Consider the following 16399-nt stretch of genomic DNA (forward strand, 5'->3'; position numbering starts at 1 on the left):
AAACGCCTAAACCACCAACTCCATGAACCCCTTAGACCGACGCGAATTTTTGACCCGATTATCCCTGGCTACGGCCGCCATTGCCGCACCCGGATATGGGTTCTCAAACGTTGGCCGAGCCGACGAATTCGTAGAAGTAGCCACCACCCACGGCCGACTGAGAGGGGCTCGAGCTGAAGGCGTAACGATCTTTAAGGGAATACCCTACGGGGGGCGGGTTTCCGGCAACCGGCGCTTTCAAGGGCCCGCTCCCCTTGCCCCCTGGACCGGTGTGCGGGATGCATTGCAGGTTGGTGTACCGGCCATTCAGCCTCCCCGGCGCAACGAACCGGCTCCCGCCGAGGACTGCCTGTTCCTCAATGTGTGGACACCGGCCAGCGACAATCGCAAACGCCCGGTGATGTTCTACAGCCACGGGGGTGGATTTGTGGCTGGTTCCGGTGCATCAGGTGGGCAGGATGGGTCAAATCTAGCCCGCAACTTCGACGTCGTCGTCGTGGAAACAAACCACCGATTAGGACTATTGGGCTTTCTTTATCTGGACGAACTGGCTGGTGCAGACTATGCCGGCTCGGGCAACATGGGGATGCTCGATATTACATTGGGCTTGAGATGGGTACACGACAACATTGCCCAGTTTGGGGGCGATCCTGACAATGTGATGATCTGGGGCGAATCGGGCGGGGGAGCGAAAACCTCCTGTTTGTACGCCATGCCCGACGCGGCTCCCTACTTCAACAAAGCCTCGATTGAAAGCGGACCGGGGGTTCGCATGCTCCCCAAAGACGTAGCCGCCGAAACAACGGCCGTGCTGCTCAAGGAACTTAGTATTGCCCCAAAAGACTGGCGCAAATTGCTCGATGTGCCAGCGGCTACGTTGCTGGCGATGCAGAACAAGCTCCCGTCCGTACCGCCGTTTCAGGAGAAGAATCGGACGCAGAGCCTGATGCGCCGGAACTACGGCGGGTTTGGACCAGTGGTGGATGGCACAGTGCTACCCCATCATCCGTTCGACCCAACCGCACCGGCCATTTCGCGCGATAAGCCGCTACTGGTGGGCTGGAACGAAGACGAATACACGTTTTTTGCTTGGCAAAGTAAAGACACTGCGTTTGCTAAACTGGATTTTGAGGGCGTCCAGAAAAAACTGGAATCCCAATACGGAACTGATGCCGGGAAAATTGTCGATACGTACCGGAAAGCAAACCCCAACGCATCGGCCCCCGCTATTTTTGTCGCCATATCGTCGATCGGTATGATGGGACTGGGGTCAATAGACATTGCGGAGAAAAAGGTGAAACAAGGTGGGGCACCGGTCTATTTGTATAATTTCGGCTACAAGTCCGAAAAGAAAATTCCGGACACGGACTATGCGCTGGGTACGCCCCACGCGATGGACATTTCGTTTAAATTCAACAACGAGGTGCCCCCCCGCGACGGTTCGGCCCCCAAGGAAAGCTATTTTGGAGGCAATCGGCCGGAACGGTTTACGGCTTCCCGCCACTTCGCCGAACTCTGGACCACCTTCGCCCGGACGGGTAAACCAGCCGCCAAAGATGTTCCTGCGTGGCCAGCTTATAACCTAACTACCCGCCCCACCATGCGTATTGATTCGACCTGTGAAGTAATTGATAATCGCTTCAGCCAGGAACTGGCTATGTGGCGCTCAATCGGTAAAGTTGGAAGCTAACTTCTTTTCGTACTACCCATAGCCCCCTAAAATTATTCAAAATCGACTTTTGGAAATTAACATGAACGGGAAAGTGATCGTCATTACAGGCGCCAGCAGTGGTATGGGCGCAGCGGCAGCCAGGCACTTATCAGCCCTTGGGGCAACGGTTGTCCTGGGCGCCCGTAGAGCGGACAGAATTGAAACGCTGGCGAAGGAGATTCAGGATCAGGGCGGAAAAGCACTGGCCATCGCTACGGATGTCACGCAACGGGATCAGGTAAAGAAATTAGTCGATTCAGCGGTTGGACAATTTGGCCGGGTAGACGTCATCCTGAATAATGCCGGTGTCATGCCGTTATCGCCCATGGACCGCCTAAATGTGGCCGAGTGGGACACGATGATCGATGTGAACCTTAAAGGGGTGCTTAACGGTATTGCCGCTGTTCTCCCCCACATGAAAGAACAGAAATCAGGTCAGATTATCAACACCGCTTCGGTGGCGGGTCATAAAGTGTTCACTGGCTCGGCGGTGTACTCGGCCACCAAATTCGCGGTGCGTGCCCTGACAGAAGGCCTACGGATGGAGGTGAAGCCGTATAATATCCGGACTACCATCGTGTGTCCGGGCGCGGTTAAAACCGAATTACTGGACCATATCACCGAGGCAGACATCCAGCAAGCCAACAAAGAGTATGTAGGGGCGGTAGGGATTAGCCCGGACAGTTTCGCCCGTGTAATAGCGTTTGCCATCAGCCAGCCGGAGGATGTCGATATCAATGAAATTATCTTCCGTCCAACATCCCAGGAACTTTAAGCTAATCCGTGCTGACAGCAGTCTCATTGACCTCTACAACTCATCGGGTAGGATCAACTAAACGGCAAATAAGAAGGGAGATACACCTTCTCCCCTCATACAGGTAACGTATTATACCCACAACTAACCCGTTGTAATGTCCTTCAAATGGACCATTGCAACGGGTTAGTTGTGGGTATAATCAAATTCTACAGATCGCCGATTCAGTCCTCGTACGCTGGCGATATGGGTGAACGCCGAAACTCATTGGGCGTTATCCCCACGTACTTTTTAAAGAACTGGCTGAAGTTAGGCTGATCTGCAAAGCCAATAATCTGGCTGATCTGCTGCAAACTCCAATCGGTCTGAATTAGCAGCGCTTTACTTTCTTCGATCAAGCGATTTTTGATGAGCGTGCTGATGGGCTGACCGATATGCTTTTTCACTAACCCGTTCAGGTAACTGGGGTTCAAGTTCAGTTTCTGGGCATACTCCTGAGCCGTCCGTATCCGAATGGGCTTGTCCAGGTTGGCCAGATTGGTTTCCTTCTCCAGCAATTCGAAGAAATTATATACATGCCGGTACTCATGAGAAATCGGACCGGTTGACGTGTAGGTTGTTCCTTTCAGGCTTTCAATCAGAACCAGTTGCGCGTAAGCCTGCATGGCTTCTTCGGCTAACTCCCCGCCCGAGGCCGCTTCAATCTTCATCTGGGTGAGTAATTGGTGAATCATCTGAGTGGATTCTTCGGAAAGGCGCAGAATCTTTTTTTCGGTAAAAAACCGGTATCGGTCGATGACCAGCTTTAGGGAAGGGTGCTGATCCAGGTACCGTTTTTTAAACATGCAAAAGATCCCCCCTCCTACCGTTTCGGGGGCATTGCGCCAGCACACAATTTCATTGGGGTGCAGGAATAAAATGGTTCGTTCATCAATGAGGTAGTTGTCCTTCCCTACGGTTTGGCAACCCGTACCGCTGGTCATGAGCATGATCTTGTAGAAATCCCGTCGGTTCGGTGAGAGGTAGTTATCACAGCCACTTTTTTCCCGATCCACGACTTTAATGTTCCAGTCTTCGTAGTACAGTCGGCTCACCGGCGTGGTGCCAGGGGGAAGCTCGGATGGACTATCATAAACCATCGTGATGGGCTGGGTTTCACGTTGCATTTTCATAATTGCAATTTATGATTATCAAATTAGTATAAACTATTTTGTGCAGAAAGGTAGCTGGAAATCGGGCACTTTAATCTGATTATCAACTGTCAACGGCTTAACCTCAAATTTATTGCAAACGTATTACTCAATTTATCTTTTTGCAAGAGATGCGTTTTTCATAAATAATGATTCGATTTTACTATAAAGTGTCTGCTCAAGTTCAGGTTATTTTGCCAAGGTCTATAGTCCGTGTTTACTTGTATTTGTTAACACGCTTTACTGCTTAAAGTCGATATACCGGCGGTAAATGAATCACGAATCAGTTGGCTTTTTTAAGTTGAGGTCTTGATAATTTAATTAGGCGAGCTAAACCGTTTATACTATACGTCATTTCTCTCGGCCAGAAACGATAACGATCATCAGGAAATGCTGATCCTTGAGCCTGGAGTTAGCATTTAACGTAAGCTAATCAACAACACGATTGACCATGAAAGAGATTAAAGCCATACTTGATATCTATGACCAGATCGACTTGTCCCAGCGAAAGCTGGCACTGGCCACCGTTGTCTACGTAGAAGGATCAGCGTATCGTCGACCCGGAGCCAGGATGCTTATCAGCGACGATGGCCGTTGGGAAGGAGCTATTAGTGGGGGTTGTCTGGAAGGTGATGCTCTCCGCAAAGCGCGGCAAGTTATCCTGGATGGTCAATCCATGGTAGTTCGCTACGACACAATGGATGATGATGCGAACAGCTTAGGGATCGGGCTGGGTTGCAATGGCATCATCGATGTGTTTATCGAGCCCATTGATCCCACGGATGAGACCAACCCCATTGCCCTGTTACGAGACTTCGTCCAGCTGCGGGATCAGCGTGTTATCGCTACGGTTTACCGAAGTGACCCCGCGACAAGGCTATCGGCAGGATCCCGGTTTGTCTGTACGGATAATTCGGTTGACGCCGTTCCGGGCTGGCTTCTGAACGATATGGAAGCCGTTATGGACCTGGGCAAACCCTTGACGACGACCTACCTGCTGGAGGGTGGCTTGGTGGATATGTTCATCGAGCGGATTGATACCGGCATCGAACTAGTCATTTTTGGAGCTGGCTACGATACAATTCCGCTCACGCGTCTTGCCACCGAAATCGGATGGCAGGTGACCATTACCGAAGACTGCATCGCGCACCTGTCGCCTAAACGATTTCCCGAGGCCACCTGTGTGCTGTATGTAGACGCGCAGGCGGTGACCCAGAAAATTTCGATTACGGACCGGACTGCCGCCGTTTTAATGTCCCATAATTACAAGTATGACCAGGCTGTTTTGACAAACCTGCTAGCTACTATCGTACCCTACGTAGGCGTTTTAGGCCCCCGCAAACGATATGAAAAAATGCAAAATGAGTGGCGTAATACGGGCCACCATTTTTCACAACAGGAACTAGATCGGGTTCATTCTCCGATAGGCTTAGACCTGGGGGCCGAAACCCCGGATGAAATCGCGCTGTCTATTCTATCTGAAATTAAAGCTTTTTTCAGCCAGCGGACAGGCGGTTTCCTGAAAGAGAAAATAGGGCCTATCCATGAACGGCAATTAACTCCAGCGTCGGAGACTTTAGTTTAATTGTTCTATCCATTAACGCTCAACATAAAATGAAAAATCACGGCCTAATATTGATTGCCAGTATCTGCTTTGGGCTTACGTCTTGCTCGCCCGACGTGGCCGATAACGCAAATCCTCCAACGGGCTCCACCGGCTCAGCAGCGGTTGAAACCAACCCGGCGAACTCAACCTATCGCCCAGCCTTTTCGGGCCAAACCAGAATCGCAGGAGTCAGTACCACGACTCCTTTCACGAGTAGCGTAGTAACCGAATCACTGCGAAGTCCCTGGGGAATTACCAACCTGCCCGATGGGCGACTGCTTATCACCGAGAAGGCCGGTAGCATGCGCTTGGCTACCCCGGCTGGTCAGCTTAGTGGACCCATCACGGGAATTCCAGCGGTTAATCCCGCGGGTCAGGGGGGACTATTGGGCGTCCGGGTTGACCCCGCTTTTAGTACCAACCGAATGATCTACTGGGTATTTTCCGAAGCGCGGCCTGATGGGAACGTAACGGCAGTGGCCAAGGGCACCTTATCACCCGATGAAACAAGAATTGAGGGAGCAACGGTCATTTACCGCGCCTTACCCGCATACTCTGGAATAGCGCATTATGGGGGTCGGCTGGTGATTGATCCAGCAGGGAACTTGCTGGTGAGTACGGGAGAGCGTTCAGACCTGGTTACCCGGCCGCAAGCGCAGTCGATTAACTCAGGTCTGGGCAAAATCATTCGCATCAATAAAGACGGCACGGCTTCCAGCGGTAATCCCTTGGCGACTACGGCCGGGGCCTTACCCGAAGTTTATTCACTTGGCCTTCGTAACCCACAAGGACTGGCTTTTCACCCGGTAACGGGCGAGCTATGGGAAAGTGAGCACGGTCCAAGAGGAGGTGATGAGATCAACCGAATTCAACCTGGCGCAAATTATGGCTGGCCGATCATCACGTATGGGATTGAATACAGTGGAACCCGGGTGGGTGAGGGTATTCAGCAACGGGAAGGGCTGGAACAACCGGTTTATTACTGGGACCCAGTCATCTCCCCTAGCGGAATGACGTTTTATACCAGCAATCGAATTCCGGAGTGGCAAAACAATCTGTTCATTGGGTCACTGAGCGGGATGCACCTGGTCCGCCTGGTGATCGCAAACAACCGGGTGGTTGGTGAAGAACGATTGCTGGCGGGTGAGGGGCAGCGTTTTAGGGACGTCACCCAGGGGATAGATGGGGCTTTGTATGCTATTACAGACGGAGGAAGATTGTACCGGATCGATCGGCGATAAGGGTCACTGATTGTAATCTGATCACCAACATTTACAGACACATCAAACCTAACAAAAACGCATGAATGGCCATTTCTTAACTAAAATTAGACCCTACGCCTGGTATCCTGCGAGCACAAACCCGCCCCAGTTAAGTTTGGAAGAAGAGATGAGTTACCAACTCATTCTAAATATTGCGCTCGTTGGTGTGGTCGCTGGTTTCTATGATCATAAACGAAACCAGTTTTGCAAAAACTGCGAACGCTATTTCGGCTCGCATTGCGAACGGTTTGACCAGTACAATGACATTGACAGCATCAATAAAAGCCTGGCATGGACGTACGAACCGGTCAATAAAGTTTTGGCCTGGATGCTCATACCTCTCCCCGTCTTATCTAGCCTATATCAAGCTCACCCAGAAGCCGGGTTGAACTAAGCGACTGGTTGATTCATAAACCGTATAGTCTATAACGATGAGCCTACTAGGCAGACTTCACACCAAGCAATCATAAACAAACGAATAATATCCTTTATTAATCGTGCGAATGGCTTGGTACTACAGTCAGTTCACCAGCATGCTGGTGTAATCGTATTTTCATAATTGAACGGGTAATTTTTAGCCTACAACAAATGCCTTTCTACTCAATTGCTATTCCTGATGCACGTTTAAGTCCTTAGTAAATAAGCTTTAACAGCCAGAACAAACCTTTATTGGAAACTAATCCGCCCACCTATCTATCCTGCCTAGAGATGCGGTATTCATAAAAAAGGCTGTGGTTTTGCTATAAACCAGCCCATGTCTTTCGGGTAATTTTGTGTACTGAAAAGTAATCCTTTCAACTTCATAACGTTCAACGTTATCAATGAATCAGTATGAAAACAATAAACGGGTCGCGACTTACCTTACTTCTATTTTTTCTTATCGGAATCATGGCGTGCAAAATGGATGACAATGGGGCTCCTTCGGCTGCTGTGCCTGAAAACAGCGGCAACACGGAACCGGATACGGCTAGTACTAAGCCGCTCGGCAATAAGCTTAGAATCCGAGTCGGGGCCACTACGTTCACCGCAACCCTGCTGGACAATCCGACTGTCACGGCCTTTAAAACCAGGCTACCCATGACTGTCTCGATGAGTGAGTTAAACGGGAACGAAAAACTTTACAATTTCCCCGCAGGCTTGCCTACCAATTCAGCCAATCCCCGAACGATTAATGCCGGTGATCTGATGTTGTATGGGTCCACTACATTGGTACTCTTTTATAAGTCATTCCCGACAAGCTATAGTTACACCAAACTGGGACAGGTCGATAACCCAGCCGGACTTGAAGCTGCCTTGGGATCGGGTAGTGTAACGGTAAGTTACGACCTACAATAGCCTAAACGTTTCCGGCTCCCAATGGGTACCCAGAGCAGAAACTAGTAATCTCCTAACCTTAAAAATAAAGCTATATGGATGAGATTAAAAACATAGAAGACGAGTCAACTAACTCAGCATCATCCAGGCGGATTTTCCTGAAGCAATCGTCTGCGCTGGCCGCGCTAGTTATGACTCCGCCAGCCGCCATGGCTGCGGTCAACAATGGACTAAATGAAAAAGTAGCCACTGCGTTTGAGCAGATGCCACTTCATGTCAATATCAACGGGACGATTCGGCAGCTATCCATTGAGCCACGCGTCACGCTGCTCGATCTGTTGCGCGAGCAACTCCACCTGACTGGCACCAAGAAAGGGTGTGACCACGGCCAATGCGGAGCCTGCACGGTTCATGTTGATGGTGCGCGGGTCAACGCCTGCCTGACCCTGGCCATGACCACTGAAGGTTGCCAGGTAACGACAATTGAAGGCCTGACGGACGGAGATCGGAATCGCTCCGGCGAACCGGCCGCATCACCCGCGACAGCCCGATTACACCCCATGCAGGAAGCCTTTATCAAGCATGATGGTTTCCAGTGCGGGTACTGCACCCCCGGTCAGATCATGTCGGCGGTGGCCTGCATCCGCGAAGGGCACGCCAACAGTCCCGACGAGATCCGCGAATACATGAGTGGCAACATCTGCCGCTGCGGGGCCTATGCCAACATTGTCGATGCGATCATGGACGTAAAAAAAGGAGGAGCCAAGGTATGAATCCGTTTCAGTTTACGCGGGTTACGACCCCTAAAGCCGCCATTACTGCAATCACGAAAGAAAGTGGCACCTACTTTCTGGCGGGCGGCACCAATCTCATCGACTTGATAAAGCGCGAGGTTATCAAGCCCGAACGCTTGGTCGACATTAATAAGCTGCCGCTGGCCACGATTGAAAAAACAGCCACCGGTCTGCGGATTGGGGCCATGGCCAAAAATTCGGCCGTGGCTGACAACGAACTAGTGAGGAAGCATTTTCCGCTGCTGTCGATGGCCCTGAATGCAGGTGCTTCGGCCCAGCTTCGAAATATGGCCACGGTTGGCGGCAATATGATGCAGCGCACCCGCTGCGCGTATTTCTACGATACGTCGATGCCCTGCAACAAGCGTAGCTCCGTACAGGCAGGTCCCGACAAAGGACAGGCCAATGGGCCAGCGGGTTGCGGAGCCATTGGCGGTCACAATCGAATGCACGCCATTTTTGGCACCAGTAATAAGTGCATTGCCGTTCACCCCAGCGATATGTGTATTGCGCTCGTGGCACTGGATGCAACGGTGAATGTGTCGGGTCCCAAGGGCGACCGTAAAATTCCGTTCAGCGAGTTCCACCGGCTACCTGGCGAGCTACCGCAGAAAGATAATACCCTGCAGCCTGGTGAACTGATTATGTCGGTTGATCTACCGACGAACCAGTTTGCGGAGCATTCGCACTACCTGAAAGTGAGGGATAGAGCTTCGTATGCCTTCGCGCTGATATCGGTGGGTGTCGGACTTGACATGAAAGGCAAGACGATTCTAAACGCTCGGCTAGCGATGGGTGGGGTTGCCCACAAACCCTGGCGACTGACGGCGGCTGAGGAATTCCTTAAAGGAAAAGCCGCTACCGAAGCCAACTTTAAACAGGCCGCCACGCTGGCCATGCAAGGGGCGAAAGGCTACGGCGAGAATGATTTCAAACTCACGCTGGCCCCGAACTCGATTGTTGACGCGCTGAAAACCGCCACTAAAACCGCCTGATCATGACAAATAACACAAAAAATCCTCCGATTGATCGAATCGACGGGCGGATGAAAGTGACTGGTGGGGCCAAGTACTTCGCCGATTTTGAGTTACCAAATACATCCTATTGCGTCATCGTCGGCAGCGAAATTGCGAAAGGAGCTATCACTAGTCTGGATACCAAAAAAGCGCAGGGTGCACCCGGCGTACTGGGTGTGTTTACGCACCAGAATATGCCGCCCATTCCGGGCTGGGACGCCCCCGTGGGTGGTGAAGCGGACGGGCCAGCACCCAAGCCGAAAACGGAGGAGACCTATAGGATTCTAAGCAGTCCCAAAATCCTGTTCGATGGTCAGCCTATCGCTATCGTAGTGGCCGATACCTACGAACGGGCCATCTATGCGGCTTCCCTCGTCAAAGCGACGTATACCAAACAAGCAGCCCGCACTGATCTGCAAAAACATGTGTCGGAAGGCGTTGCGCCAAGGGGAGCCGATGGAGGCAACTACCTGCGGGGAACAGCCGACGGTTACAAAACCGCTCCGGTTACCCTCGAAGCCAACTACACGATTCCAGTGGAAGTGCACAACCCCATGGAACTGCATGGTATACTAGCTCACTGGACGGGCGACAAGCAGCTACTGATCTATGCCAAAACACAAGGTGTGAATGCTACGCAAAATGCGATGGCGCAAGCCTTTAAAATCGACCCCAAGAACATCCATGTGCATACGGAGTTCATGGGTGGCGGCTTTGGTATGGGGCTGCGTACCTGGCCACAGGAAACGGCGGTGGTAGCCATTGCCCGAAAAATTGGGCGACCGCTGAAACTGGTGATGAACCGGAGTCAGATGTTTACGCTGGTGGGTCACCGGCCCACTACGGTGCAGACGATCAACATGGGGGCCGATCAGGACGGGAAACTGATCGGGATTGCCCACGCAGCTACCGCCGAAACGGCCAGATACGAGGATTTTACCGAAGCGACCGTCAACATGACCAAGTTCATGTATGCCTGCCCCAACGTAAGTACCCGATACCGCATCGTGCGGCTTGACCGGAGCGTACCGATCTGGATGCGGGGCCCCGGTGAAGCCACGGGTGCGTTTGCGCTGGAGTCAGCCATGGACGAAATGGCCCACAAACTGAACCTCGACCCGATAGAATTTCGCCTGCGCAATTACAGCGAGACTGATCCGGAACGAAACCGACCCTATTCGAGCAAAAACCTAAAAGAAGCGTATCAGCGTGGAGCCGACGCCATTGGCTGGAAAGAGCGGAAGAACCAGCCGGGCAGCACCCGTGATGGTGACTGGCTGATTGGCTATGGCATGAGTACCGGCGTATTTAGCGCCTTCCGCTGGGAGGCCAGCGCCCGTGCCTTACTAAAGGCGGATGGATCACTAACGATTCAAAGTGCCGTGACCGACATCGGGCCGGGCACCGGAACGGCTCTGACGATGATCGCGCACAACGTACTGGGCGTACCTATGAACCGCATCAAGATTGAGTACGGAGATACGTCGCTTCCCAAGGCGCCCACACAGGGCGGATCAGCCATTGTCTCCGCCGTGGGGTCGGCGGTTTTTGATGCCTGTACAGGCATCAAAAACGAACTGATGGAGCTAGCCCTTAAGGCGGGTGCTCCCCTGGCGGGGCGGCAGGCCGACGAACTGACGCTGGCCGATGGCGTGCTGTCGGTTTCAACCGATTCGGGAAAGAAAGTTTCCGTCAGCGACCTGATGCAGGCCAATAAGCTGACCGTGATCGACAAAACGAAAGATTCGAAGGGAAGTCCGGAACAAGAGAAATATTCGATGTATTCGTTTTCGGTGCATTTCGTACAGGTACGGGTCAATCCGCTGACGGGTGTGGTGCGGGTGAGTAAGGCAGTAAGCGTAGCTGATTCGGGTCGTATCGTGAGCCCCAAAACGGCGGCCAGTCAGATGATCGGGGGCGTGGCCGGTGGCATCGGTATGGCCCTGACCGAAGAAGCGGTCATTGACCACCGATTCGGTCGTTTCGTCAATAACAACCTGGCTGATTATCACGTAGCGGTTCACGCCGACGTACCCGCCATTGAAACGATCATGATCGACAAGCCCGACCCGATTATCAATCCGATGGGTGCCAAAGGGATGGGTGAAATTGCCCTGATCGGATTTGCCGGAGCCGTGGCCAACGCGGTTTTCAACGCCACCGGTCAGCGTGTCCGTGACCTGCCTATCACCCCTGATAAGCTACTGCGTACGGTTTAACTGCGTAAGAGCGGGAATTATTTACCCGCTCTTACGATATGATTAAATGCCATTGTGGCACCAAGTGCAGTTGTTAACCAGGCTGTTTTTATGAACGATGATGTAACGAGTCTATCCCACCGTATTTGACCTAATCATAGTCCCTGCCCGAATTGCTAATAAAGCGCGTTTTGTCTGTTTTACTGTTCAGTCTTACTCCTTATCTCGTTTTTTCTCAACAAACAGATAGTTTGCTGCGGCAGAAAGGCTTAACGGGCGCTATTGCCGTCACCAACAATGGCGTTTCGCTGATTCCAACCTTCACCCTGGGCAAACCGGCTGTATTCTTCGATGTAGCGATGCGAAAAAACCGCTTGAGCTTCGAACCTCAATTGACCTTTGCGCTGAAAGATGCCAAACCCTGGTATTTTATCTTTTGGGTACGCTATAAGCTTCTGGAAACCAAAAAGTTTCGACTGGGGACAGGGTTGCATCCATCAGTAGTTTTTGTAAATAGCCCACTGTTGCCCACCGGCACACCTGCCACTGATAATCTGACTGCGGTTCGCTATTTTGCGGGCGAACTAGCCCCCGTTTACCGTATTACCAGCAAAGTCAGCGTAGGTATGTATTACTTATACTCACACGGTCTTTCGGGCGGGTCCAAAAACACCCATTTTGTATCGCTTACTGGAAATGGTTTAACCAATCCTTTTTTTGGTTCGGTTTATATGAGGGTAGCCCCTCAACTGTATTTGGTAACAATAGATGGACGGCAGGGTTACTATGCGACCGCTACGTTTACCCTGACAAAGCCCTCCTTTCCCATTGCTTTTTCCTCAATCATCAACCAAAAGATTCAGTCGGATATACCAAGCGATGATTTTGTCTGGAATGTCAGCCTTGCTTATTCCTACTGAACAATACCGGGTCGATTCGTTTAACTGGGTACAAAAGAAGACACAATGTCGATATAAATTTTTGCTGATTAACACCGACGTAACAAGAATAAACATGAGTCATTCAACTGAAACCAGCAATATTTTCCAGCGGATGCGAGCGGGTGAACCGCTCCGAAAAGATGATCCTGACTATGCTCAGTTTTCAGCGGTCGTGGCGCGTACCATACGACTATGTGTCCAGATGAACGCCACGGCCACCGAGCTGGACCAGGTCCGCAGCCGATTGAGTGACATCATTGGCACCGGGATCGACGAGTCGACCACGATTTTCCCTCCGTTTTACACCAACTTTGGCCAGTTTATTCATTTGGGTAAAAACGTCTTTATCAACCACAACTGTTCGTTTCTGGATATTGGTGGCATCACGATAGAAGACGACGTGCAGATTGGCCCCAGCGTCAAGCTTACGTCTGAAAATCACCCGTTAGACCCCACTGACCGCAAAACAGTCATTCTCCAGCCCATTCTGATCAAACGGAATGCCTGGATTGGTGCAGGAGCTACTATTTTACCGGGCGTTACGGTTGGCGAAAACGCCATCGTGGCAGCGGGTGCGGTTGTAAGCCGGGACGTACCACCCAATACGGTGGTTGCTGGGATACCGGCAAAAGTGGTGAAGACACTGTAGTTGAAGCAACAGAAAACTAGCCAAATGATTATGGAAAATTCAAGCCACTACAGGACAGCCCACTTTTCAGGCTATTTCGTAGTAACCCCGCAATTAATAAACATAGCCCGCACGAGTATACTGCTGTTGGTCGTCCTGATTGCAATTACTCCTCTAGCCATAGGACAAAGAAGTAATGTCATTACGGGTTCGCAGGCAGCGAAGCGAGGCCCCGCCGACACGTTTACGGGAACTGTTTGGGTAACGAGCCTTGTCCCCAATGACTCGATCTTTACGACTATTTCCGGCAGTGTCGCTTTTGAGAAGGGTGCGCGCTCGAACTGGCATTCTCATCCGACCGGGCAGATCCTCATTGTTACGGATGGGATCGGTTATCATCAGATCAAAGGGGAGCCCAGGCAACTGATTCACAAAGGTGATGTGGTTAAATGTCCACCCAATGTGGTTCACTGGCACGGAGCCAGCCCTGGTAGTAAGATGACTCACCTGTATATTATTCCGAATACGGAGAAAGGCATTGTCACGTGGCTTCAGCCCGTTACGGATGCGGAGTATAGCCAAAAATAAGTTGACTAGCAATGGTCGTTCGATCTGTCCAGACTATCATTGTTCGATAAATTTACATAGCTCGAACCTCGGCCCTTATTCATCTGCTGGTAGCTGTTCTGGTTGCTTAACATGTTCAGAATCAGTCTTCGTAAGAGCCATCCATCAGGCAACTCAAGACGACTAAAAGTTAGCTACCCTACTGTTATGCGCGATCATAAAGTCACCTCAACCTCTGGGAACTTAACGGGTTTACTCACTCAGGTATTGATTCTATTCATTTTATTTGTCAGTATAAGTTATCCTATGCACGCGCAGACCAAGTCTACTGAATCTTTAGATGCCAAACAGCAGTCTATCGTAACAATTTCGGCGCTAACTACTATGGGCGACATTCCGAAGCTCAAACAAGCGCTGAACGCCGGGCTTGACGTAGGCCTGACAATCAATGAAATCAAGGAAGAGCTCGTTCAACTCTATGCCTACTGTGGCTTTCCCCGCAGTCTGAATGGCATTAATGCGTTGATGGCCGTTGTTGACCATCGGAAAGCTATGGGTAAAAACGACTCCCTTGGTAAAGACGCTACACCGATTGACCAGAAGGCCGATAAATACACCGTTGGCAAGAAAACCCTGGAAGTGCTGATGGGTAAACCGGACATCACGGCCGAGATGGGTGCCAATGCCTTTGCGCCGGTCATCGATACCTTTCTAAAAGAACACCTGTTTGCCGACATCTTCAGTCGCGATGTGCTAACGTATCGTCAGCGGGAACTGGTCACCATTTCGAGTCTTGCTAGCATGGTCGGTGTTGAGTCCCAGTTGCAGTTTCATATGGGAGCAGGCCTACAGGTAGGCCTCAACGAAGCGCAACTCAAGGGACTGATTTCGCTGATTGAAACTAGCGTCGGTAAACAACAAGCTGATACCGCTCAGCAGGTCCTGGCCAAGGTTCTAGACGCGCGAGAGCCTACTAAGAAACATTTCGAGTTACTTGACAGAAACTGATATGGGCTCTTCGAGAATCATTGCCGTACTGGAAAGCTAAATCGAAAGCTACAATGCAAGTCCAATCGACTGGTAAATCGTCGTGTTTAAGACTTGTGTTATGAATTTAACAGGGATTAAGCCCCCCTCCCTCGCTCAAAATCGTTCAATTAACGGTCAATACTTCGAGTTTCTGGACTCGCTTACGCTTTGTAAAACAAGCAGTTGGCTTTGTTTTGACCACCTAACCCGGCAATCGTTCAGAAAAACGTCCCTTTGATTTTAAGATTAGTTTCAGAGTTGTAGGCGCCGAAGAACCTCCATAATCTGAATCATCTGCTCCGGTTTCCAGAGGTCACTCCGACTAAATCGTGCATACGCCTGTTGATAGGGAATTTTGGCCTGCTTAAGGACTAACCCAATATTTTTTGTATTCTGTAATCGCTGGGATAGCTCCAACTGAGCCTGTTGAAAGTCGAGCACAATCTGCTTATCCTGTGCATCGCCCAGCGCATTGATAACGTTCGTTGAGTCTTCTGAGGTAAGTAGTCGATGTCCAAGTTTCTTTAAATAGATCGTTGCTGGTGAGCCCGAAAGCAGATCATCCGAAGCCTGGGTGACTAGTTCACTGGCTTTGAGCAGGACGGTACTATAGTTCTTGGCAGCATCTATAATCTGCTCTTCAGCGGCTCCAAATGGCATATAATGTAATATTGATGGGGCCAATATTACAAAATTTACAAAATATGCCTCCATTTTTCACGATCAGTGGTCGAATAAAACTTAATCAATAGGGCTAATAAGCACATACTAGCCTCCTCCGCTTTAGAAAGTGGACGAAATGTGGATAGATCTTCTAGGTGTATGAGCCGCCAAACGCCTTCCAGGCTGGCCACTAGCGCAGGCGTATCCAGTGGTACTACCGGATTGGCTTGGTTACGTTCCCAAATCTGGCGGTTTATCCCGAGCCGCGCGCAGCGTGATTCATGATAGAGTTGCCACCAAGATTTAACAATGACCCGTAAATGGATGAGAGGCCGGCTCGCAAATATCGCTGGGATGTTATATAAGGCCCAGCGCTTGGCAAGTTCAGTTTCAACGGACCAAAACAAGGATTCTACCTGGTAAATAATAGGTGAATTTTCCGCCATACGTGAATGGGAATTAAACATACAGGACGAATGAAAGATTATGTATTGTAAGGTACACATAGGCTTCGTATGGAGAAGAAAGCCATTTAGGTATACTGGGAGTTAAAGTATTTGTTAGGATAAAAATCCGATTTCAAGGCTTTTTATTGTGAATTTGATTAACGAAAACCAAAGCATCGGATTGGACTATAGGTCATCCTTTAAAGCATTTTTGTTGATTTGATTTTAGAGTTTATTGTCGTTGTTTATTGGAATTAACTGTAGACTAATTAGCCTTAAC

General features: G+C 50.5%; 16 protein-coding genes. 13 read left to right on the forward strand and 3 right to left on the reverse strand.

Annotated elements, in window-relative coordinates:
* Positions 1–22: 22 nt before the first annotated feature.
* Both GK091_RS27210 and GK091_RS27215 read left to right on the forward strand, forming a co-directional pair.
* On the forward strand, positions 23–1690 hold the full coding sequence (locus GK091_RS27210) for a carboxylesterase/lipase family protein (RefSeq protein WP_164043900.1): 1668 nt from the start codon (positions 23–25) through the stop codon (positions 1688–1690).
* A gap of 49 nt (positions 1691–1739) precedes the next feature.
* A complete protein-coding gene (locus GK091_RS27215; protein ID WP_212593018.1) occupies positions 1740–2486 on the forward strand; it encodes an SDR family oxidoreductase in 747 nt (248 codons plus the stop codon).
* A 203-nt stretch (positions 2487–2689) separates the two neighbouring features.
* Here GK091_RS27215 and GK091_RS27220 read toward each other — a convergent pair whose 3' ends face one another.
* Entirely contained in the window at positions 2690–3631 is a 942-nt protein-coding gene (locus GK091_RS27220; protein WP_246202447.1) for a helix-turn-helix domain-containing protein, read from the reverse strand.
* A 475-nt stretch (positions 3632–4106) separates the two neighbouring features.
* Between GK091_RS27220 and GK091_RS27225 the strand changes: the two genes are divergently transcribed.
* The 11 genes from GK091_RS27225 (at position 4107) to GK091_RS27275 (ending at position 14989) form a co-directional block, all read left to right on the forward strand.
* Positions 4107–5240, forward strand: a complete 1134-nt coding sequence (locus GK091_RS27225) for an XdhC family protein (protein ID WP_164043902.1) — start codon at positions 4107–4109, stop codon at positions 5238–5240.
* 29 nt (positions 5241–5269) lie between these two features.
* Positions 5270–6502, forward strand: coding sequence for a PQQ-dependent sugar dehydrogenase (locus GK091_RS27230; protein ID WP_164043903.1), 1233 nt, complete (start codon positions 5270–5272; stop codon positions 6500–6502).
* A 61-nt stretch (positions 6503–6563) separates the two neighbouring features.
* Positions 6564–6917, forward strand: a complete 354-nt coding sequence (locus GK091_RS27235; RefSeq protein ID WP_164043904.1) for a hypothetical protein — start codon at positions 6564–6566, stop codon at positions 6915–6917.
* A 437-nt stretch (positions 6918–7354) separates the two neighbouring features.
* Positions 7355–7858, forward strand: a complete 504-nt coding sequence (locus GK091_RS27240; protein WP_164043905.1) for a cyclophilin-like fold protein — start codon at positions 7355–7357, stop codon at positions 7856–7858.
* Positions 7859–7932: 74 nt separating this feature from the next.
* Positions 7933–8610 carry a (2Fe-2S)-binding protein gene (locus tag GK091_RS27245; RefSeq protein WP_164043906.1) on the forward strand — a complete coding sequence of 226 codons (678 nt, stop codon included), beginning with the start codon at positions 7933–7935 and terminating at the stop codon, positions 8608–8610.
* Complete coding sequence (locus GK091_RS27250) at positions 8607–9626, forward strand: FAD binding domain-containing protein (RefSeq protein ID WP_164043907.1); 1020 nt, start codon at positions 8607–8609, stop codon at positions 9624–9626. Before GK091_RS27245 ends, GK091_RS27250 begins: the two co-directional genes overlap by 4 nt.
* 2 nt (positions 9627–9628) lie before the next feature.
* Positions 9629–11866, forward strand: a complete 2238-nt coding sequence (locus GK091_RS27255) for a xanthine dehydrogenase family protein molybdopterin-binding subunit (RefSeq protein WP_164043908.1) — start codon at positions 9629–9631, stop codon at positions 11864–11866.
* Positions 11867–12096: 230 nt separating this feature from the next.
* Positions 12097–12765, forward strand: a complete 669-nt coding sequence (locus tag GK091_RS27260) for a hypothetical protein (RefSeq protein WP_164043909.1) — start codon at positions 12097–12099, stop codon at positions 12763–12765.
* A 94-nt stretch (positions 12766–12859) separates the two neighbouring features.
* The gene (locus GK091_RS27265; RefSeq protein WP_164043910.1) at positions 12860–13435 is read left to right on the forward strand and encodes a sugar O-acetyltransferase; all 576 of its coding nucleotides are present in this window, start codon (positions 12860–12862) and stop codon (positions 13433–13435) included.
* 30 nt (positions 13436–13465) lie between these two features.
* Entirely contained in the window at positions 13466–14002 is a 537-nt protein-coding gene (locus GK091_RS27270; protein ID WP_164043911.1) for a (R)-mandelonitrile lyase, read from the forward strand.
* A gap of 186 nt (positions 14003–14188) precedes the next feature.
* Positions 14189–14989: a carboxymuconolactone decarboxylase family protein gene (locus GK091_RS27275; RefSeq protein WP_164043912.1), complete on the forward strand. Its 801-nt coding sequence runs from the start codon at positions 14189–14191 to the stop codon at positions 14987–14989.
* Between the two features lie 273 nt (positions 14990–15262).
* Here the strand turns inward: GK091_RS27275 and GK091_RS27280 are convergent, their stop codons facing one another.
* On the reverse strand, positions 15263–15670 hold the full coding sequence (locus GK091_RS27280; RefSeq protein ID WP_164043866.1) for a hypothetical protein: 408 nt from the start codon (positions 15668–15670) through the stop codon (positions 15263–15265).
* Between the two features lie 35 nt (positions 15671–15705).
* Positions 15706–16119: a hypothetical protein gene (locus GK091_RS27285; protein WP_164043913.1), complete on the reverse strand. Its 414-nt coding sequence runs from the start codon at positions 16117–16119 to the stop codon at positions 15706–15708.
* Positions 16120–16399: the final 280 nt, after the last annotated feature.

The sequence above is a fragment of the Spirosoma agri genome, assembly GCF_010747415.1.
Lineage (GTDB): Bacteria > Bacteroidota > Bacteroidia > Cytophagales > Spirosomataceae > Spirosoma > Spirosoma agri.

Bases quoted from the DNA above. Each gene is read 5' to 3' on its own strand.
- GK091_RS27210 (WP_164043900.1), top strand. From the start codon at position 23: ATGAACCCCTTAGACCGACGCGAATTTTTGACCCGATTATCCCTGGCT.
- GK091_RS27220 (WP_246202447.1), bottom strand. From the start codon at position 3,631: ATGCAACGTGAAACCCAGCCCATCACGATGGTTTATGATAGTCCATCC.
- GK091_RS27225 (WP_164043902.1), top strand. From the start codon at position 4,107: ATGAAAGAGATTAAAGCCATACTTGATATCTATGACCAGATCGACTTG.
- GK091_RS27230 (WP_164043903.1), top strand. From the start codon at position 5,270: ATGAAAAATCACGGCCTAATATTGATTGCCAGTATCTGCTTTGGGCTT.
- GK091_RS27235 (WP_164043904.1), top strand. From the start codon at position 6,564: ATGAATGGCCATTTCTTAACTAAAATTAGACCCTACGCCTGGTATCCT.
- GK091_RS27240 (WP_164043905.1), top strand. From the start codon at position 7,355: ATGAAAACAATAAACGGGTCGCGACTTACCTTACTTCTATTTTTTCTT.
- GK091_RS27245 (WP_164043906.1), top strand. From the start codon at position 7,933: ATGGATGAGATTAAAAACATAGAAGACGAGTCAACTAACTCAGCATCA.
- GK091_RS27250 (WP_164043907.1), top strand. From the start codon at position 8,607: ATGAATCCGTTTCAGTTTACGCGGGTTACGACCCCTAAAGCCGCCATT.
- GK091_RS27255 (WP_164043908.1), top strand. From the start codon at position 9,629: ATGACAAATAACACAAAAAATCCTCCGATTGATCGAATCGACGGGCGG.
- GK091_RS27265 (WP_164043910.1), top strand. From the start codon at position 12,860: ATGAGTCATTCAACTGAAACCAGCAATATTTTCCAGCGGATGCGAGCG.
- GK091_RS27270 (WP_164043911.1), top strand. From the start codon at position 13,466: ATGGAAAATTCAAGCCACTACAGGACAGCCCACTTTTCAGGCTATTTC.
- GK091_RS27275 (WP_164043912.1), top strand. From the start codon at position 14,189: ATGCGCGATCATAAAGTCACCTCAACCTCTGGGAACTTAACGGGTTTA.
- GK091_RS27280 (WP_164043866.1), bottom strand. From the start codon at position 15,670: ATGCCATTTGGAGCCGCTGAAGAGCAGATTATAGATGCTGCCAAGAAC.
- GK091_RS27285 (WP_164043913.1), bottom strand. From the start codon at position 16,119: ATGGCGGAAAATTCACCTATTATTTACCAGGTAGAATCCTTGTTTTGG.